The following is an 18612-nucleotide window of genomic DNA, read 5'->3' as shown; positions in this document are numbered from 1 at the left end:
ATGTCTCGTATCGGTAAAAAGCCCGTTCAGGTGCCTGCAGGGATCACGGCCACGATTGATGGCCAAAAAGTGACTGCCAAGGGCCCGAAGGGTGAACTCTTCTTCGTCGCGAATGACGAAATCTCGGTTGCGCTTGAGGACAACGCTGTTGTCGTCAAGCCGGCCAACGAAAGCAAGGATGCTCGGTCCAAGTGGGGCATGTCCCGCACCATGATCGAGAACATCTTCAAGGGCGTCAAGGACGGCTTCGAGCGCAAGCTCGAAATCAACGGCGTTGGTTATCGTGCGTCTCTGCAGGGCAAGAACCTGCAGCTGGCGCTCGGCTTCAGCCACGACGTCGTCTATGAGCCTCCGGTCGGCATCACCATTGCCGTGCCGAAGCCGACGGAGATCGTGATCTCCGGGATCAACAAGCAGCAGGTCGGTCAGGTCGCTGCGGAGATCCGCGAATATCGCGGCCCCGAGCCCTACAAGGGCAAGGGCGTCAAGTATGCCGAAGAGCGGATCGTCCGCAAAGAAGGCAAGAAGAAGTAAGGATCGCGCGAAATGGCAAGCAGGAAAGAAGCACTTGTACGTCGTGCGAACCGCGTTCGGCGTCAACTCAAGGCGGTGGCCAATGGCCGTCCGCGTCTGTCGGTTCATCGCTCGTCGAAGAATATCTACGCCCAGATCATCGACGATGTCGCCGGCCGTACGCTGGCAGCCGCGTCCACTCTGGAAGCAGATCTGCGTTCTTCGCTGAAGACCGGTGCCGATACGGCAGCAGCAGCCGTCGTCGGCAAGCTGGTTGCCGAACGGGCTGGCAAGGCCGGCGTGAAGGATGTGGTCTTTGACCGCGGCGCCTTCATCTATCATGGCCGCATCAAGGCCCTGGCAGAAGCTGCCCGCGAAGGCGGTCTGAACTTCTAATGAAATTCCGCCCGGGTCTCTTAAAGATCCGGGCGGCTTACCGGTTTGACCGGTGTCCCAGTTTCGCTTCCCCCCTGGAGAGGGCGGGGCGGAATTTATTGTTGTGATCTGCCGATTGCACCCGGAAAAGAAAAAGGAAAAGGACAATGGCACAAGATAAGCGTGGCTCGCGCGATGATCGCCAGGGCCGTGAAGAACGCGATAGCGAATTCGTCGACAAGCTTGTCGCGATCAACCGCGTCGCAAAAGTAGTCAAGGGCGGCCGTCGTTTCGGCTTCGCAGCCCTCGTCGTCGTCGGCGACCAGAAGGGCCGTGTTGGCTTCGGCCATGGCAAGGCACGCGAAGTGCCGGAAGCCATCCGCAAGGCAACGGAAGCTGCCAAGCGCGAACTGATCTTCGTGCCGCTGCGCGATGGTCGTACGCTGCACCATGACGTCAACGGCCGTCACGGCGCCGGCAAGGTGCTTCTGCGCTCTGCAAAGGCTGGTACCGGTATCATCGCCGGTGGCCCGATGCGCGCTGTTTTCGAAACGCTCGGCATGCACGACGTCGTCGCCAAGTCGACCGGTTCTTCGAACCCGTACAACATGGTTCGCGCCACGTTCGACGCCTTGAAGCACCAGGTTCATCCGAAGGACGTCGCTGCTCAGCGTGGCCTGAAATATGCGACCCTTCAGTCCCGCCGTGCCGCTTCCGGCAACGCGTCTGAAGAATAAGAGGAGTCTGATCCATGGCCAAGGCTACGAAGAAGACTGAAAACAAGACGGTCACGATCGAACAGATCGGTTCGCCAATTCGCCGCCCGGCAGTTCAGCGCGCAACGCTGGTCGGCCTGGGCCTCAACAAGATGCACCGGGTCCGCACCCTGGAAGATACGCCTTCCGTTCGTGGCATGATCCGTGCTGTCCAGCATCTCGTTCGCGTCGTCGACGAGAAGTGAGACGGGGGAAGTCATCATGAAACTGAATGAAATCAAAGACAACGAAGGCGCAACCAAGGACCGTATCCGCGTAGGTCGCGGTATCGGTTCCGGCAAGGGCAAGACCGGTGGTCGGGGCGTCAAGGGTCAGAAGGCCCGTTCCGGCGTCGCCATCAAGGGCTTCGAAGGCGGTCAGATGCCCATCTACCGTCGCCTGCCGAAGCGCGGCTTCAACAACATCTTCGCCTCTGATTTTGTGGTCGTCTCTGTCGGCCGCATCCAGACCGCGATCGATGCCAAGAAGCTCGATCCGAAGGCAACGATCGATGCTGCAGCGCTCAAGGCTGCCGGTGTTATCCGTCGCCTCAAGGACGGCGTTCGTATCATGTCCGACGGCGAACTGACGGCAAAGGTGACCTTCGAGGTTGCTGGCGCTTCCAAGGCTGCGGTCGAAAAGATCGAGAAGGCAGGGGGCTCCATCAAGCTCCTGTCTGCAGCCGCCGAGACCGCGGAATAATCTAGACTATTATCGCCCGGGGTGCTTCACACCGGGCGATTTTTCTCCCATATGTGTGCCTCACGACCCATGGACGGAATGACGCCGTTTCGTCTTCCGGGAGATTTTTGGAAAACTAAAGGGTGAGGCATGCGATTGCGCCGCAATCTCGACGCGCCCGGTTTTCTGCGAATAATTGGAATTTGACCTCCGGAACTGGTGACAGAGATGCGCCTCCGGACTTGGTTACGCGGAGAATTGCATGGCTTCTGCAGCGGAACAACTGGCCTCAAACCTGAATTTTTCAACGTTTTCCAAAGCGGAAGATTTGAAGAAGCGGCTGTGGTTTACTCTTGCCGCCCTTCTTGTTTATCGGCTCGGCACGCATATCCCGCTGCCCGGCCTCAACCCGGAAGCCTATGCGGCGGCCTTCCAGGGCCAGTCCGGTGGTATCCTCGGCCTGTTCAACATGTTTTCCGGCGGTGCCGTCGAGCGCATGGCGATCTTCGCCCTGGGCATCATGCCCTATATTTCCGCGTCGATCATCGTGCAGCTGATGACCTCCGTCGTGCCGGCGCTCGAGAACCTCAAGAAAGAGGGCGAGCAGGGCCGCAAGATCATCAACCAGTACACCCGCTACGGCACTGTTCTGCTCGGCACGCTGCAGGCCTATGGCATCGCCGTCGGTCTTGAAAGCGGGCAGGGGCTGGTGGCCGATCCGGGCTGGTTCTTCCGCATTTCCGCCGTCGTCACCCTGCTGGGCGGCACGATGTTCCTGATGTGGCTCGGCGAACAGATCACCTCGCGCGGCATCGGCAACGGCATTTCGCTGATCATTTTCGCCGGCATCGCCGCCGGTCTGCCGACCGCCCTGGCCGGCACTCTTGAACTCGGCCGCACCGGTGCATTGTCGACCGCGATCATCCTGACGGTTCTCGTCGTGGCGATTGCCGTCATCGCGCTGATCGTCTTCGTCGAACGCGCCCAGCGCCGGCTGCTGATCCAGTATCCCAAGCGCCAGGTGGGCAACCGCATGTTCCAGGGCGATACCTCGCACCTGCCGCTGAAGCTCAACACCTCAGGCGTCATCCCGGCGATCTTTGCGTCTTCGCTGCTGCTGCTGCCGGCCACCGCCGCCGGCTTCACCGGCACGTCCACTCTGCCGGCCTGGGCCACTAGCATCATCGCAGCGCTTGGCCATGGCCAGCCGCTCTACATGGTGCTCTACGCGGCCCTGATCGCCTTCTTCGCCTTCTTCTACACGGCGCTGGTCTTCAACCCGAAGGACACCGCCGATAACCTGAAGAAGCACGGCGGCTTCATCCCCGGTATTCGTCCGGGCGAGCGTACGGCCGAATACATCGACTACGTGCTGACGCGGATCACCGTGATCGGCGCTCTTTATCTGGTAATCGTCTGCATTCTTCCCGAAATTCTGGTGTCCCAGACCGGCGTGCCATTAGCCCTTGGTGGTACATCGCTTTTGATTGTTGTCAGCGTGACCCTCGATACTGTAGCACAGGTTCAAGGACACCTCATTGCTCAGCAGTATGAGGGGCTGATCAGGAAATCGAAATTGCGTGGAGGAAAGAGGGGACGATGAGACTTATCCTTTTGGGACCGCCGGGCGCTGGGAAGGGAACCCAGGCTCAGCGGATCGTCGAGAAGCACGGTATTCCGCAGCTCTCGACGGGGGACATGTTGCGCGCGGCCGTTCAGGCCGGGACCGAAGTCGGCAAGCGTGCCAAGGCTGTCATGGACGCCGGAAAACTGGTGTCGGACGATATCGTCATTGCCATCGTCTCGGAGCGCATCGATGCGCCGGACTGTGCCAAAGGCTTCATCCTCGACGGCTTTCCACGCACCCTGGTACAAGCGGATGCCACCGAATCGATGCTGACGGCCAAGGGTCTCGACCTGTCGGCCGTCATCGAGATCAAGGTTGACGACGTGGTGCTGGCGGACCGGGTTGCCGGGCGCTACACCTGCGCCAATTGCGGCGCAGGCTATCACGACACCAATCTGAAGCCGAAGGTGGAGGGGGTCTGCGACAAGTGCGGATCGACTCACTTCAAGCGGCGTCCGGATGACAATGCCGAGACCGTGCGTACGCGCATGTCTGCCTATTACAAGGAGACGGCGCCGCTTCTCGGTTACTACTATGCCAAGGGAAAACTGCATTCCGTGGACGGCATGGCCGAGATCGATGACGTTACGGCGGAAATCGAAGCGATTCTCGGCGCGCTCTAGGCGCACCGGGATTAATTTCTTTACGGGAGCAGTTGCTTTTGGCCACTGATTCCGTTAAACAGCGCGCCAACTCGCAAGTGAAAAGCGGTCGGCGCGTTCTTCCTCAAGGGAAGACCGGGTTCGATCGTTTTGACTTGTTGCGAACCTGAATTGTAATTGCGGCTCCGTTGGGGCCGTGTAACGAGACACCACTTGCCGGATGGCAACTGGAACCAAGGAGAATAGGCGTGGCACGTATCGCTGGCGTCAACATCCCGACGGCAAAGCGCGTAGTTATCGCGCTGACCTATATTCACGGGATCGGCACGAAATTCGCACAGGAGATCGTCGAGAAGGTCGGTATTCCGGCTGAACGTCGAGTTCATCAGCTCACAGATGCTGAAGTTTTGGCAATCCGCGAAACCATCGACCGCGACTACCAGGTCGAAGGTGACCTGCGTCGCGAGACCTCGATGAACATCAAGCGTCTGATGGACCTCGGCTGCTATCGTGGCCTGCGCCATCGCCGCAGCCTGCCGGTTCGCGGTCAGCGCACGCACACCAATGCCCGCACCCGCAAGGGTCCGGCAAAGGCGATCGCTGGTAAGAAGAAGTAATTTCCCGGCTATAGACCGGGTGGGAGGCTGGCGCCTTGGCGCCGGCCTCCTTTGAGTTTGGTTTGGGGCCGGCAATGGCCCCGACCGGTGGAGCCGCTGGTATTACGGCGGTGCAGAGATCAACGAAAGGGATATCATGGCCAAGGAAGCCACCCGCATTCGCCGTCGCGAACGCAAGAATATTTCGTCGGGCGTTGCCCACGTCAATTCGACATTCAACAACACGATGATCACCATCACCGACGCACAGGGCAACACCATTGCCTGGTCGTCGGCTGGCGCCAAGGGCTTCAAGGGTTCGCGTAAGTCGACCCCGTTCGCCGCCCAGATTGCTGCTGAAGACTGCGCCAAGAAGGCCCAGGAACACGGCATGAAGTCGCTGGAAGTGGAAGTCTGCGGTCCGGGTTCGGGTCGTGAATCTGCCCTGCGCGCCCTCCAGGCTGCCGGTTTCATGATCACCTCGATCCGCGACGTGACCCCGATCCCGCACAATGGTTGCCGTCCGCGCAAGAAGCGTCGCGTTTGATCCTCGTCATTTCATCCACCGATGAGCGCCGCGGCGCTCCTCTCGGTGCTTCTAAAGCTCGGTTGTCACGATTGGATGGTGGCAACGAACGGAAGGTAAAAACATGATTCAGAAGAATTGGCAGGAACTGATCAAGCCGAACAAGGTGGAGTTCTCCTCCACCGGCCGCACCAAGGTGTCGCTCGTCGCCGAACCGCTGGAACGCGGCTTCGGCCTGACGCTCGGCAACGCGCTGCGCCGCGTTCTCTTGTCGTCGCTGCGCGGCGGTGCTGTCACCGCCGTTCAGATCGACGGTGTGCTGCATGAGTTCTCGTCGATCCCGGGCGTCCGGGAAGACGTGACCGACATCGTGCTCAATATCAAGGAAATCGCCATCAAGATGGACGGCGATGATCCGAAGCGCATGGTCGTGCGTAAGCAGGGCCCGGGCGTTGTCACCGCCGGTGACATCCAGACGGTTGGCGATATCGAAATCCTCAACCCGAACCATGTGATCTGCACCCTCGACGAGGGCGCCGAGATCCGCATGGAATTCACGGTCGCCAACGGCAAGGGCTATGTCCCGGCCGAACGCAACCGTGCCGAAGATGCACCGATCGGCCTCATCCCGGTCGACAGCCTGTACTCGCCGGTCAAGAAAGTGTCCTACAAGGTGGAAAACACCCGTGAAGGCCAGGTTCTCGACTACGACAAGCTGACGATGCAGATCGAGACGGACGGTTCGATCACCGGCGAAGACGCCGTTGCTTTCGCCGCCCGTATTCTTCAGGATCAACTCGGCGTTTTCGTCAATTTCGACGAGCCGCAGAAGGAAGTCGAAGAGGAAGCCGTTACCGAACTCGCGTTCAACCCGGCCCTCCTCAAGAAGGTCGACGAACTCGAACTTTCGGTTCGCTCTGCCAACTGCCTGAAGAACGACAACATTGTTTACATCGGCGATCTCATTCAGAAGACCGAAGCCGAAATGCTTCGCACTCCGAACTTTGGTCGCAAGTCGCTGAACGAAATCAAGGAAGTTCTCGCTTCCATGGGCCTGCATCTCGGCATGGAAGTGCCCGCATGGCCGCCCGAGAACATCGAAGATCTCGCCAAGCGCTACGAAGACCAGTACTAAGAACAGCAAAGGCAGCCTTAAACCTGCCTTTCCCCGTCAAACAGCAGGCCCGCGAACCGGTGCCTGTATGTGCCAGGAAACGGCAGGGCCTCGGATAGAGGGAGCCTGCGTACAAGGAGAATAGCAATGCGCCACCAGAAAGCCGGCCGCAAGCTGAATAGAACTGCCAGCCATCGCAAGGCAATGTTTGCCAACATGGCTGCTTCGCTCATCCTGCATGAGCAGATCGTCACGACCCTGCCGAAGGCGAAGGAAATTCGCCCGATCGTCGAAAAGCTCGTTACCCTCGGCAAGAAGGGCGACCTGCACGCCCGTCGCCAGGCAATCTCGCAGATCCGCGACGTTGCTGTGGTTGCCAAGTTGTTCGACACGATCGCCACGCGTTACGCCACCCGCAACGGCGGCTACCTGCGCATCATGAAGGCCGGCTTCCGTCAGGGCGACAATGCCGCCATGGCCGTTGTCGAGTTCGTTGAGCGCGACGTCGACGCCAAGGGCGCCGCCGACAAGGCCCGCGCTGCCGCTGAAGCGGAACTCGCCGAAGCCGCATAAGATTTTCCCTTTGAAGGGAAATGCAAAAAGCCGGATGAGCGATCATCCGGCTTTTTGGCGTTTGGCAATTCGGCGTGATGGCCTCGGCGGAGGCGTTACCGGCTTGTCGGTTTATTATTGCCGGGAGGTGCAGCTGGGATAGGGCGGCTGTTCGCCTTCGACCACGTCGCACAGCCGGATCGGCAAAAGCTGGGCGAGGCGCGGCTTCCAGGTCTCTATGTCATAGACCGGCGGTGTGTGCTGGGGCGCCAAACGTTCGGCCCATTGCACGGTGATATAGCCGAACGGCGATTTGACGAAGACGATAACCGCTGTCTCGCTATGTGCCTCTTCCCCTGCCTTGGCTGGCGCGACCGTGCCGCAACCCAGAAACACCACCAGCCCCGACAGACCATTGATCTCTGTCGGTCCAAAGGACGTCCCGGTAAAGGTTTCCCTGCAGGCCTGCTGGTAGTGGCCGGCCAGAATCTGCGCGGCCTCGTCCAGCGTCGTTTGCCCTTCGGCATCCTTGAAGCCCGTCATGGTGATCATCTGCGACCAGTCCTCGACGCTTTCGCCAGCCGGCACCGCCTCCTGGAGATAGGCTGCGCCGTTTGTATCCTCAAAGCTCGGCTGGAAGCCCGACGGCAGGTGATAGGAAACGATCTGGCCGAACACGGGCGTCGTCATCGTCATCCCGTCTTGCGACGAGGCCAGCGGTGCGGCCAATAGGCAGGCCATGGTAAAAGTGAAAACTGCAACAGGCGCCTTCATCCGTATCTCCGCAGGGGCGCGCCGCCGGACGTTCGGCGGCGGATACGGAGACTATTGCACGAACAGGCCGCCCGTGTATGTCCTCGGTCGCGGTCGTGCTGACTTTGATTGGCACACGCGGCCGCCGAACCCTGCAGTCGCTATTCGCCGGCGTTTGCCACGACGGACCGTCCGGCTCTGCCGCTCGGTTTGTTGGCGCGTTTCCATGCCATGATCTTTGGCCGGACCAACCGGTAGACCAGCAGGACGATGACCACGGTGATGTAGAAGGCGGGCTCCCCGGTAATCGCCTTCAGCGACAGGGCATAATGCAGGGCAGCGGCGGCGATCACCGCATAGACCAGCTTGTGCAGCTTGACCCAGCGCGCCCCGAGCTTGCGGATCGACCAGCGGTTCGATGTGACGGCCAACGGGATGAGCATCATCAGCGCCGCCATGCCCAGCATGATATAGGGCCGCTTGGCAATGTCGCCGAAGATCGACGAGAAGATCAGGCCGCGGTCGAGCGTCAGATAGACGGTGAAATGCGCGAGCACATAGTAGAAAGCGAGAAGGCCGAGCGCCCGGCGATAGGCAATCAGGTTGACGCCGAAGAGATCGCGGATCGGAGTGACCAGCAGCCCCAGACAGAGAAAACGCAGCGCCCAGAGCCCGAGCAGGTGTTCGAAGGTCCGGACCGGATCGGCCCCCAGCCCGCCGAAGATACCCTGGTAGAACGCCCAGAGACCGGGGATCAGGCCGATGGCGTAGAGAGCCCAGATCGAGGCCGGTCTGTAGCGGGCGGGAAGGGACGGCAGCGTCATGATCAGAACTTTACCGAGAGGTCCATGCCGGAATAAAGGCCGGCGACCTCCTCGGCATAACCGTTGAACGGCAGGGTGTTCATGCGTGCGCCGCCGAACAGGCCTTCGGCCTCGCCGATGCGCCGCTCGGTTGCCTGGCTCCAGCGCGGATGATCGACCGCCGGGTTTACATTGGCATAGAAGCCGTATTCGCTCGGCGCCGACCTGTTCCAGGTGCAGGGTGGCTCCTCTTCGGTCAGGGTGATCTTGACGATCGACTTGATGCCCTTGAACCCGTATTTCCACGGCACGACAAGGCGCAGCGGCGCGCCATTCTGGTTCGGCAGGGTCTCGCCATAAAGGCCAGTGGCCAGGATCGTCAGCGGGTTGCGGGCCTCGTCAAGGCGCAGACCATCGACATAGGGCCAGGGCAGGGGCTGGAACAGGCCGCGCTGGCCGGGCATCTCTTCTGGGCGAACCACCGTCTCGAAGGCGACGTATTTGGCACTGCCGAGCGGCTCGACACGATCGAGCAGGGCTGACAGCGGGAAGCCGATCCAGGGAATGACCATCGACCACGCCTCGACGCAGCGCATGCGGTAGATGCGCTCCTCCATGGTGAAGTCCTTCATGATGTCATCGATGCCGATCACGGTGGGTTTGTTCACCAGTCCGCCGATCTCCACCCGCCACGGCGTCGGCTTGAAGGCCTCGGAATTCTGCAGTGGATCGGATTTGCTGGTGCCGAATTCGTAGAAGTTGTTGTAGCTCGTCGCATCTTCCTTGGTGGTCAGCTTTTCGGTGACCGTATAGTCGGTCGCTCTGGCCGAAAGCGCTGCGGCAAAGGCACTCGGAGCCGCGGCAAAGGCCAGCCCACCGGCAGCAGCGCCCAGTATCGTGCGGCGGTTCATGTAGACCGTCTGCGGCGTGATATCCGAACCGGCGATCTTTGGCGGATGATAGACGGGCATGGCTTAGTCTCCCAATGTCTGCTGGATGGTCTCGAATACTATACGTAGCGCAACTGACCATTGTTTCACCCATTGTAAAAGAATCTCTGCAGCCACATTTTCGTGTTTGGGCTGTGAGAGTTTTACAGGCCGTGGCAACCGTACCGTTTTGCGCTATGCTGATAGTGACAGTTTCGGCTCTATCCACTAGGACAGGCCCAAAATCCGGCAATTCGTGCACCATCCGTCTCACGGAACTGCACCCGACACCGGCCAAGAACCACGAAAAGATCCGAGGTAACACCGATGCCAGTCTATCGTTCAAGAACAACGACCCACGGCCGCAACATGGCCGGTGCACGCGGCCTGTGGCGCGCCACCGGCATGAAGGACAGCGATTTCGGCAAGCCGATCATCGCGGTGGTCAACTCGTTCACCCAGTTCGTGCCGGGCCATGTGCACCTGAAGGATCTCGGCCAGCTGGTGGCCCGCGAGATCGAGGCCGCCGGCGGCGTCGCCAAGGAGTTCAACACCATCGCGGTCGATGACGGCATCGCCATGGGCCATGACGGCATGCTCTATTCGCTGCCGTCGCGCGAACTGATCGCCGACTCGGTCGAGTACATGGTCAACGCCCACTGCGCCGATGCCATGGTCTGCATCTCCAACTGCGACAAGATCACCCCCGGCATGCTGATGGCCTCGCTGCGCCTCAACATCCCGACGGTCTTCGTCTCCGGCGGCCCGATGGAAGCCGGCAAGGTCGTCATGCACGGCAAGAAGGTGGCGCTCGATCTGGTCGATGCCATGGTGGCGGCCGCCGACGACAAGATTTCCGACGAAGACGTGCAGACCATCGAGCGTTCGGCCTGTCCGACCTGCGGTTCCTGTTCGGGCATGTTCACCGCCAATTCGATGAATTGCCTGACAGAAGCGCTCGGCCTGTCGCTGCCCGGCAACGGCTCGACGCTCGCAACCCATTCGGACCGTCGCGAACTGTTCCTGGAAGCCGGCCGCCGCATCGTCGACCTTGCTCGTCGTTATTACGAGAAGGACGATGTCACGGCCCTGCCGCGCACCATCGCCTCCAAGGGTGCCTTCGAGAATGCCATGGCACTGGATATTGCCATGGGCGGCTCGACCAATACCGTTCTGCATATCCTGGCGGCGGCCCATGAAGGCGAGGTCGATTTCACCCTTGACGATATCGACCGCCTGTCCCGTCGCGTACCGTGCCTGTCAAAGGTCGCGCCGGCCAAGGCCGACGTTCACATGGAAGACGTGCACCGCGCCGGCGGCATCATGGCCATCCTCGGCGAGTTGAACCGCGCCGGCCTTTTGAATGCCGATCTGCCGACGGTGCATTCTGCCACTCTGGGCGAGGCGATCGCCAATTGGGACATTGCCGTCACCGACAATCCCAAGGCTCTGGAACTGTTCAGCGCCGCACCCGGCGGCGTGCCGACCCAGACTGCCTTCTCGCAGTCGTCGCGCTGGGAAGAGCTTGATACCGACCGCGAAAACGGCGTCATCCGCGATGCCCAGCATCCCTTCTCCAAGGATGGCGGCCTAGCCGTGCTGAAAGGCAATATCGCGCTCGACGGCTGCATCGTGAAGACGGCCGGCGTCGACGAGAGCATCCTGAAATTTTCCGGCCCGGCCAAGGTGTTCGAAAGCCAGGATGCCGCCGTCAAGGGCATCCTCAACAACGAGGTGGTTGCCGGCGACGTCGTCGTCATCCGCTACGAAGGCCCGAAGGGCGGTCCCGGCATGCAGGAAATGCTCTATCCGACCAGCTATCTGAAGTCGAAGGGCCTCGGCAAGGTCTGTGCCTTGATCACCGATGGCCGCTTCTCCGGCGGCACGTCGGGCCTGTCGATCGGCCATGCCTCGCCGGAAGCCGCCAATGGCGGCCTCATCGGCCTGGTGCGCGAAGGCGACATGATCGACATCGATATCCCGAACCGCAGCATTTCGCTGCGCGTCGGGGATGACGTTCTGGTGACCCGCCGCGCCGAGCAGGATGCCTTCGGCTGGAAGCCGGCCCAACCGCGCAAGCGCAACGTCACCACGGCGCTGAAGGCCTACGCTGCCTTTGCCACCAGCGCCGACAAGGGCGCTGTGCGGATCTTGCCGGAGTAAGACGTCCGGACATCTTGAATGTCCAGCGACCCGGCCCTGTGCCGGGTCGTTTCGTTCAAGCGTCTCCCTCATACCGAGACACCACAAGGCTGACCGGGGCGTGGTCGCTGGTCTTTGACTTGGCACTCAAAACGGCATTGATCCTGTCGTGGATCTCGTGCTCCACCTTGCCCGAGTGCGGGTTGACGATCAGCGGTCCAAGACCGCGCCGGCTCAGCGCCTCGGTAAAGGTGATATGGTCGAGCAGGATGGTGGGGGCACGCGCCGGGTCCAGCTCATCTTCGAACCGCGCCGTCCAACGCAAATTCTGCGGATAGTCGAACAGGGCGTGATTGAGAAATTTGCGCGCGAAGAACACGTCCCCTTGCAACACCCCGATCAGGTCGTGCAGCAGGTATTCCCGCTCCAGCAATTCCTTGCCCGGCCCGTCGTTCAGGTCGCCGATCACGAAGATGATCGGCAGTTCTTCCTGGGAGAAGCGCTTGTCGATATAATAGCGGACGTCCGTGGCTTCCGTGGTCAGCTTGGACCGGGCCAGATGCGCATTGGCCATGAACCATGTGACGTCGGCACGGTCGAAATAGGCCTTGTCGTCTTCGCCCGGCTGCCGCTTCGGCACATCGATGCCGATATGCTTGCTCTTGAAGTGACACCCGATGATCTCCACGCGCCGTCCCTGATAGGACATGACCAGCACCTGCGGGTGGCGGTAATGTTCATGCTCGTGGCGAATATTCGCACCGACGATCTCGCCCTTTTTGTCGAGCTTGGGCGCCGAGAAAAACCATTTGCCGTTCTTGTGCCCCATCAGCGAGGCATCGGCCGTATAGGACTTCCAGATGGACAAATCGAGCAGGTGCGCGCCGGTCGATGCGCGCAGGTCCGGCTTGACCAGAAACCACATCCACTGTTCGCCCAGCGTATCATAGGCCTTGTCGTCCTGGCCCTCATGCCGAATGAGTTCGTATTCCTGGAGATAGGTCTCGGCGAATTCCGCCATCACCTCGGAGCCACGGATACCTTCGATCAGGAACAGGACATCCGCATCAATCTCCAGCACCTCGTTTCTCAGCGCCTGAAGCTTGGCCTCTGCTTCCTCTTTTGAAGGACGCGTACCGGTAAAACTCTTCGATTTGGGCTTGAACCGACCGCTCGCTACACCGAAGGAATCGACCAGCCATTCGACATTCCAGGATGTAATCTTGAACGCCTGCGCCATGCTTCAGACCTCTGTCTCGGGACGAAGGTGAAATTAACACGAATGCAGCTTCAGAGTGTATAGGCTATGTGAAATTCACTTTGGCCGTTCTATCCCGTCATAGACGGTCGTCAGTTCTGCCAGGCGTGCGGCATAAGCGGCCGTCAGGCAACCGATGTCGGCCTTGCATTCGCCCCTCTTGGTCAGCCACGCGATCTGCTGGTCCTGCAGTTCTCCGCGATTGCCCATGGCCAGCAGGCCCGACAGCAGCTCGAAAGTCGTGACCATCTTCACATCCATGTCGTTGAGCGCTCTGGTGTCGCAGATCGCCTGCTCGTCCGCCTTCAGTTCCTTGCTCTCGCAATCGAAGCTGGCGGCCTGGGAATGGCCGGGAGCCGAAAGGGTGAAGGCTCCCAGGAGGGCGGCTGCGATGGTCATGGAGTGACGGGGCATGGGATATTTCCTCAAGGTTGGGCGGCTTCTGGCAGCACTGCGCGCAGCGCCACAGCCTTTCAACGCGCATTGCCTTGGAATTGTTCGATTCACGTCTAAATGATCGCCGCACTGCTTGCTCGGCATCTTTCTGTTTTGCTTGTCCGGCCAGCGGGCCTAGAACGATAAATTGAGAATTCAGCAGGAGAATCGAATGCGCGTATTGGTTAGCACCGTGATCGCGACGATGGTCGCCGCACTCACCATGGCGCCTGGTGTGCATGCCCAGACTGCCCAGACAGCCAAGACCGTGCCCACCAGCCAGGTGGAGATGCAACTGTCCTTTGCGCCGCTGGTCAAGCAGACCCATGGTGCCGTGGTCAATGTCTATGCCGAGCGCATGGTGCAGCGGCGGTCTCCGTTTGCAGGCGACCCCTTCTTCGAGCAGTTCTTTGGCCAGCGCATGCCCAACCGCACGGAAAAGCAGTCGTCGCTCGGCTCGGGCGTGATCGTCGAGGCCAACGGCACCGTCGTCACCAACAATCACGTCATCGAGGGCGCCGACGAGATCAAGGTGGCCTTGTCGGACGGCCGCGAATTCCCGGTCAAGGTGGTGCTGAAGGACGATCGGCTGGATCTGGCCGTGTTGAAGATCGATGCCAAGGAGCAGTTCCCCGCCCTGACGATCGGCGATTCCGACCGGCTCGATGTCGGCGACCTGGTTCTGGCGATCGGCAATCCCTTTGGCGTCGGCCAGACGGTGACCTCGGGCATCGTCTCGGCGCTGGCCCGCAACCAGGTGACGGAAGGCGATTTCGGCTTCTTCATCCAGACCGATGCCTCGATCAATCCCGGCAATTCCGGCGGCGCACTGATGAACATGCAGGGCGAACTGATCGGCATCAACACCGCCATCTTCTCCAAGGGCGGCGGCTCGAACGGCATCGGCTTTGCCATTCCAGCCAATCTGGTGAAGGTCTTTCTGGCCGCCGCCGATACCGGCGCTGCCAGTTTCGAGCGCCCCTATATCGGCGCCTCGTTCGAGCCCGTGACATCGGATGTCGCCGAAGCGCTGGGCCTCGACAAGGTGCTCGGCGCCCTGGTCGTCCGCACCGTCGAAGGCGGGCCGGCCGACAAGGCGGGCCTCAAGCCCGGCCAGGTGGTGACCGCCGTCAATGGCATCGGCGTCGAGCATCCCGATGCGCTCGGCTACCGGCTGACCACGGCTGGCCTTGGGAAATCCGTGGCCCTGACGGTTGCCGAAAACGGCAAGGTCCGCGAGCTGACCATGGAACTGGCCGCAGCGCCGGAAACCAATCCGCGCGACGAGCGCACCATTGCCGGCGGCAGTCCGTTTTCCGGCGTGACGGTCGCCAATCTCTCGCCGCGCATGGCCTATGAACTGCGCATGCCGGCCGAGGCGACCGGCGTGGTGATCTCCAGGATCGAGCCGGGCTCGCTGGCGGCACGCCTCGGTTTCCAGCCGCGCGACATCGTCGTGTCGGTCAATGGCACGACGATCGGCTCGACCGCCGACATGGCAGCCGTGGTCGCCTCCGAACCCGATTTCTGGCGCGTCGAGATCGAACGCGATGGCCAGCGCATAAGGCAGATGTTCCGATGAGCGATCTCTTCGCGCCGCAGGTTCCAGGCGATGTGGCGGCCAAGCGGCCGCTGGCCGACCGCCTGCGGCCGAAGACGCTGGCCGAAGTGACCGGCCAGGAACACCTGACCGGCAAGGACGGCGTGCTGGCCCGCATGATCGCGTCCGGTTCGCTTGGCTCGATGATCTTCTGGGGGCCGCCCGGCACCGGCAAGACCACCGTCGCACGGCTGTTGTCCGGCGAGGCCGGTCTTGCTTTCGAGCAGATCTCGGCGATCTTCTCCGGCGTCGCCGATCTCAAGAAGGTGTTCGAGGGTGCGCGCCTGCGCCGCATGGATGGCCGCCAGACGCTGCTGTTCGTCGACGAGATCCACCGCTTCAACCGCGCCCAGCAGGACAGCTTTCTGCCTGTGATGGAAGACGGTACGGTCATCCTGGTCGGCGCGACCACCGAAAACCCGTCCTTCGAGCTCAACGCCGCTCTTCTGTCGCGCGCGCGCGTGCTGACCTTCAAATCCCATGACGAGGACAGCCTCGCGACGCTGTTGACGCGGGCGGAGGAGGCCGAGGGAAGGGCGTTGCCGCTCGACGATGACGCCCGCGCCAGCCTGATCCGCATGGCCGACGGCGACGGCCGTGCCGTGCTGACGCTGGCCGAAGAGGTCTGGCGCGCGGCGCGCGCAGGCGAGATCTTCGACACCGAAGGCCTGACGCAGATCGTCCAGCGCCGCGCGCCGGTCTATGACAAGGCGCAGGACGGTCACTACAACCTGATCTCGGCCCTGCACAAATCGGTGCGCGGCTCGGATCCGGATGCGGCGCTCTATTATCTCTGCCGGATGTTCGATGCCGGCGAGGATCCGCTCTATCTCGGCCGCCGGCTGGTGCGCATGGCGGTCGAGGATATCGGCCTGGCCGATCCGCAGGCGCTGGTGATCTGCAATGCCGCCAAGGATGCCTATGACTATCTCGGCTCGCCGGAAGGCGAACTGGCGCTGGCGCAGGCCTGCGTCTATCTGGCCACTGCGCCGAAATCGAATGCTGTCTATACCGCCTTCAAGGCGGCGATGCGGGTTGCCAAGGAAAACGGGTCGGCGCTGCCGCCGAAGCACATCCTCAACGCCCCGACCAAGCTGATGAAGGGCGAGGGCTATGGCGACGGCTATCGCTACGACCACGACGAGCCGGACGCCTTTTCCGGGCAGAACTATTTTCCCGAAAAGATCGGCCGCAAACAGTTCTACGAGCCGGTGGAGCGTGGCTTCGAACGCGATATCAAGAAACGGTTGGACTGGTGGGCCAAGCTGCGCCGCGAGCGCGGCGAAAGCTGAGCGAAACCGTTGCGATCAGGAGGCCTTGTTGATCCGTGGCGCTGCTGCGGGCGGTGCGATCATCTTGACCGAGGATTCGGCCAGGCCGTGATGACCCTCCATGTCGACGATCAGGTGCCAATGAGCGCTTTCGGGGATCGTCACCTTGATCGGTGATTTCTTGGCCACACCGCCGACCCATTTGAAATCCAGCGTTTCCTTGAAGCGCTGGAAGTTCGGCGCGGTCATCAGTCGCACATTGTTGACGGCCGAGAGCGTCACTTCGATGATGGCGCCGGCGCGTTGTTCCTTCAGGTCGTAATGGGTAAAGCGGAAAGTCGGCTTGGACATTCTGCCCCTCGTTCGCATGGTTGTTTTCGTTGATGCTAAACTACACCAAGCCGGTTAAAAAATCGTTGGTTTACAGTGCCGCATGGCGCCCCGTGCGCGCCCGGTCGATTTTTGTGGAACTTAATCCAGCCTATGGCGTTGAAGGAGGGAAATCAAACCACAGGAGACCGTCATGAGCACCAACACCTATATCGCCATTGCCGTCGCCATGATGGTCAATGCCGTGGTATTCGGCATCGGCGCCGTCACGGTCCTGTCGATCCCGGCGCTTGGCGAAAACGCCAAATATCTCATTCCGGCCGTGGTCGTGGTGACCTTTTGCGTCACGCCGTTCATTGCCTGGCGGATCGCGCCGCGCCTGCGGCTGCGGTATTGGCGCGAGCGTGGCGAGCTCGGCGCATAAACCCTATCGAGCGATCCACCGCTTGAAGACCAGCAAATTCCCCTCCGACCTCCATTGCCCCGTTCCGGTTCTCCGGGCGGGGCATTTTTTTGGCCAGAATGAAAGACGGGTGCTCAATTGGCGTCGCGCACATAGTCGAGCCGATTGCCGCGCGGCAGATGCATGAGCGAGAGCGCATCCGGCGTCACCGACAGCAGCCCGTAGCAGGACACAGCCGGATCAGCATCCGACCGCACCGTGACCAGCGGCTGCTCGACGGTTGACGGCACGCCGCCGCAATCGACGCCGACCTTGAACTGACCCTCGGCCACGGCATTTCCGTCATAATAGTCGAACTTGCGGCCATCCTCGACGAAGCGGATCGTGCTGCGCGCGTCTTCGGTGCTGCGCCAGGCGCCGACCAGACTGTTGTACAATTGGCCGCGAGGAGCGTCGAGCGCGCCCTCCTCGGGTTCGACGGAGCGCAGCGTAATATCGACTGACGTGTCGCCCTCGATGCCGAGATCGCCGGACAGCGTCACGCCGCTGTTGAGCGGAAGTTTCGCCATCTGCTCGAACAGGTCGGACGGCGATCGCCCGTCGTCTGTCGCCACATATTTCCAGCTGTCGGCCACCACGGTGCAGGCGGTCTTGCCGTCGACCGGCTCGCAGCCCTTGAAAATGCCGGTAATCGTCGTCGGTTGCCCATAGGCGCCGGGATCGGGAATGGAAAAGGCTTCCGGCTCCTTCGGTTTGGCGATCGGCCCCTTCGCGGCGCTGTCGGGCTTGGGCTTTCCGAACGGCTCCGGCGCCTTGGCCGGCACCTGCGGCGTTCCGGGTTCGGCGGTCACGCGGGCGTCCGGTCCGCTGATCTTGACAGTCAGGTCTTCGCCGGGCGTCTTGATGTCGACCTTGGCGAAATCGTCGAGCCGGTAGCCGCGCGCCGCGCAATCCTTCTGTCCGGTGATGTCGAATTTCTTCGGCTGGGTGCAGAACAGGTAATTCTCGCCCTGGAACTGGCCCTTTGGATCGATGGCGCGATAGTAGAAATAGCGGTTGCGCACCGGCCCGTCATAGACCTTGCCGCAGGCGCCGGGCTCGATATTCCACCAGCCGGAGGATTGCCAATCGCTCTCGCCCTTGTACCCGATCGCCACGCTGCGCCGCACCTTGGTTTCATTGCAGAAATTCACCTCGGCTGTCGCACTGCCGGCAGAGACGGCGAGGCCGGAAAAGCCGCCGAAAAGGGCCAGCGCCAGCGCACCCGACCGGCGGGCACTCCTGCGACCTCTGCTCAAAACCCTGTGCGTCATGCCTTGCCCCCACGCCGTCGATCTCTGACCTTGA

General features: G+C 61.3%; 22 protein-coding genes. 15 read left to right on the top strand and 7 right to left on the bottom strand.

Annotated elements, in window-relative coordinates; all coding sequences use genetic code 11:
• The 11 genes from rplF (at position 1) to rplQ (ending at position 7362) form a co-directional block, all read left to right on the top strand.
• Positions 1 to 534, top strand: a complete 534-nt coding sequence (rplF, locus tag HFC70_RS10015) for a 50S ribosomal protein L6 (protein WP_168473095.1) — start codon at positions 1 to 3, stop codon at positions 532 to 534.
• A 12-nt stretch (positions 535 to 546) separates the two neighbouring features.
• Positions 547 to 909 (top strand): 50S ribosomal protein L18, encoded by a 363-nt coding sequence (rplR, locus tag HFC70_RS10010; protein ID WP_168473094.1) that lies wholly within the window; start codon positions 547 to 549, stop codon positions 907 to 909.
• 146 nt (positions 910 to 1055) lie between these two features.
• Positions 1056 to 1625, top strand: a complete 570-nt coding sequence (gene rpsE, locus HFC70_RS10005) for a 30S ribosomal protein S5 (RefSeq protein ID WP_168473093.1) — start codon at positions 1056 to 1058, stop codon at positions 1623 to 1625.
• Positions 1626 to 1639: 14 nt separating this feature from the next.
• Complete coding sequence (gene rpmD, locus HFC70_RS10000) at positions 1640 to 1849, top strand: 50S ribosomal protein L30 (RefSeq protein ID WP_168473092.1); 210 nt, start codon at positions 1640 to 1642, stop codon at positions 1847 to 1849.
• Positions 1850 to 1865: 16 nt separating this feature from the next.
• The gene (gene rplO / locus HFC70_RS09995) at positions 1866 to 2345 is read left to right on the top strand and encodes a 50S ribosomal protein L15 (RefSeq protein WP_168473091.1); all 480 of its coding nucleotides are present in this window, start codon (positions 1866 to 1868) and stop codon (positions 2343 to 2345) included.
• Positions 2346 to 2586: 241 nt separating this feature from the next.
• Positions 2587 to 3927 carry a preprotein translocase subunit SecY gene (secY, locus tag HFC70_RS09990; RefSeq protein ID WP_168473090.1) on the top strand — a complete coding sequence of 447 codons (1341 nt, stop codon included), beginning with the start codon at positions 2587 to 2589 and terminating at the stop codon, positions 3925 to 3927.
• Positions 3924 to 4574: an adenylate kinase gene (locus HFC70_RS09985; RefSeq protein ID WP_168473089.1), complete on the top strand. Its 651-nt coding sequence runs from the start codon at positions 3924 to 3926 to the stop codon at positions 4572 to 4574. The genes secY and HFC70_RS09985 overlap by 4 nt, the downstream gene beginning before the upstream one ends.
• A gap of 227 nt (positions 4575 to 4801) precedes the next feature.
• A complete protein-coding gene (rpsM, locus tag HFC70_RS09980; RefSeq protein ID WP_168473088.1) occupies positions 4802 to 5170 on the top strand; it encodes a 30S ribosomal protein S13 in 369 nt (122 codons plus the stop codon).
• Positions 5171 to 5306: 136 nt separating this feature from the next.
• The gene (gene rpsK / locus HFC70_RS09975) at positions 5307 to 5696 is read left to right on the top strand and encodes a 30S ribosomal protein S11 (protein WP_168473087.1); all 390 of its coding nucleotides are present in this window, start codon (positions 5307 to 5309) and stop codon (positions 5694 to 5696) included.
• Positions 5697 to 5799: 103 nt separating this feature from the next.
• Positions 5800 to 6810 carry a DNA-directed RNA polymerase subunit alpha gene (locus HFC70_RS09970; protein WP_168473086.1) on the top strand — a complete coding sequence of 337 codons (1011 nt, stop codon included), beginning with the start codon at positions 5800 to 5802 and terminating at the stop codon, positions 6808 to 6810.
• A gap of 126 nt (positions 6811 to 6936) precedes the next feature.
• Positions 6937 to 7362 carry a 50S ribosomal protein L17 gene (gene rplQ, locus HFC70_RS09965; protein ID WP_168473085.1) on the top strand — a complete coding sequence of 142 codons (426 nt, stop codon included), beginning with the start codon at positions 6937 to 6939 and terminating at the stop codon, positions 7360 to 7362.
• Positions 7363 to 7476: 114 nt separating this feature from the next.
• On the opposite strand, the gene HFC70_RS09960 is transcribed toward rplQ, so the two are convergent.
• The 3 genes from HFC70_RS09960 to msrP all read right to left on the bottom strand — a co-directional run bounded on the left by HFC70_RS09960 (position 7477) and on the right by msrP (position 9868).
• Entirely contained in the window at positions 7477 to 8115 is a 639-nt protein-coding gene (locus tag HFC70_RS09960) for a hypothetical protein (protein ID WP_168473084.1), read from the bottom strand.
• 140 nt (positions 8116 to 8255) lie between these two features.
• Positions 8256 to 8918, bottom strand: coding sequence for a protein-methionine-sulfoxide reductase heme-binding subunit MsrQ (gene msrQ, locus HFC70_RS09955; protein ID WP_168473083.1), 663 nt, complete (start codon positions 8916 to 8918; stop codon positions 8256 to 8258).
• Positions 8919 to 8920: 2 nt separating this feature from the next.
• Positions 8921 to 9868 (bottom strand): protein-methionine-sulfoxide reductase catalytic subunit MsrP, encoded by a 948-nt coding sequence (gene msrP / locus HFC70_RS09950; RefSeq protein WP_168473082.1) that lies wholly within the window; start codon positions 9866 to 9868, stop codon positions 8921 to 8923.
• Between the two features lie 285 nt (positions 9869 to 10153).
• On the opposite strand from msrP, the gene ilvD reads away from it, so the two are divergent.
• Positions 10154 to 11989 carry a dihydroxy-acid dehydratase gene (gene ilvD / locus HFC70_RS09945; protein ID WP_168473081.1) on the top strand — a complete coding sequence of 612 codons (1836 nt, stop codon included), beginning with the start codon at positions 10154 to 10156 and terminating at the stop codon, positions 11987 to 11989.
• A 55-nt stretch (positions 11990 to 12044) separates the two neighbouring features.
• Here ilvD and HFC70_RS09940 read toward each other — a convergent pair whose 3' ends face one another.
• Together HFC70_RS09940 and HFC70_RS09935 are read right to left on the bottom strand one after the other, a co-directional pair.
• On the bottom strand, positions 12045 to 13208 hold the full coding sequence (locus HFC70_RS09940; RefSeq protein ID WP_168473080.1) for an endonuclease/exonuclease/phosphatase family protein: 1164 nt from the start codon (positions 13206 to 13208) through the stop codon (positions 12045 to 12047).
• A gap of 75 nt (positions 13209 to 13283) precedes the next feature.
• Positions 13284 to 13625, bottom strand: a complete 342-nt coding sequence (locus HFC70_RS09935) for a lysozyme inhibitor LprI family protein (protein ID WP_210259222.1) — start codon at positions 13623 to 13625, stop codon at positions 13284 to 13286.
• A 241-nt stretch (positions 13626 to 13866) separates the two neighbouring features.
• Between HFC70_RS09935 and HFC70_RS09930 the strand changes: the two genes are divergently transcribed.
• Both HFC70_RS09930 and HFC70_RS09925 read left to right on the top strand, forming a co-directional pair.
• The gene (locus tag HFC70_RS09930) at positions 13867 to 15243 is read left to right on the top strand and encodes a DegQ family serine endoprotease (RefSeq protein ID WP_246735730.1); all 1377 of its coding nucleotides are present in this window, start codon (positions 13867 to 13869) and stop codon (positions 15241 to 15243) included.
• The gene (locus HFC70_RS09925; protein WP_168473077.1) at positions 15240 to 16553 is read left to right on the top strand and encodes a replication-associated recombination protein A; all 1314 of its coding nucleotides are present in this window, start codon (positions 15240 to 15242) and stop codon (positions 16551 to 16553) included. Before HFC70_RS09930 ends, HFC70_RS09925 begins: the two co-directional genes overlap by 4 nt.
• Positions 16554 to 16568: 15 nt before the next feature.
• On the opposite strand, the gene HFC70_RS09920 is transcribed toward HFC70_RS09925, so the two are convergent.
• On the bottom strand, positions 16569 to 16883 hold the full coding sequence (locus HFC70_RS09920; RefSeq protein ID WP_168473076.1) for a DUF1883 domain-containing protein: 315 nt from the start codon (positions 16881 to 16883) through the stop codon (positions 16569 to 16571).
• A gap of 172 nt (positions 16884 to 17055) precedes the next feature.
• Between HFC70_RS09920 and HFC70_RS09915 the strand changes: the two genes are divergently transcribed.
• Complete coding sequence (locus HFC70_RS09915) at positions 17056 to 17286, top strand: hypothetical protein (protein WP_168473075.1); 231 nt, start codon at positions 17056 to 17058, stop codon at positions 17284 to 17286.
• A 113-nt stretch (positions 17287 to 17399) separates the two neighbouring features.
• Here the strand turns inward: HFC70_RS09915 and HFC70_RS09910 are convergent, their stop codons facing one another.
• On the bottom strand, positions 17400 to 18578 hold the full coding sequence (locus tag HFC70_RS09910; protein WP_168473074.1) for a DUF1036 domain-containing protein: 1179 nt from the start codon (positions 18576 to 18578) through the stop codon (positions 17400 to 17402).
• Between the last annotated feature and the right edge of the window lie 34 nt (positions 18579 to 18612).

It is taken from the genome of Agrobacterium sp. a22-2, from assembly GCF_012276985.1.
In the GTDB taxonomy this organism is placed as follows: Bacteria; Pseudomonadota; Alphaproteobacteria; order Rhizobiales; family Rhizobiaceae; genus Allorhizobium.
Note: the sequence above shows the minus strand (reverse complement) of the source record. Positions and strands in the feature narration are given on the sequence as shown.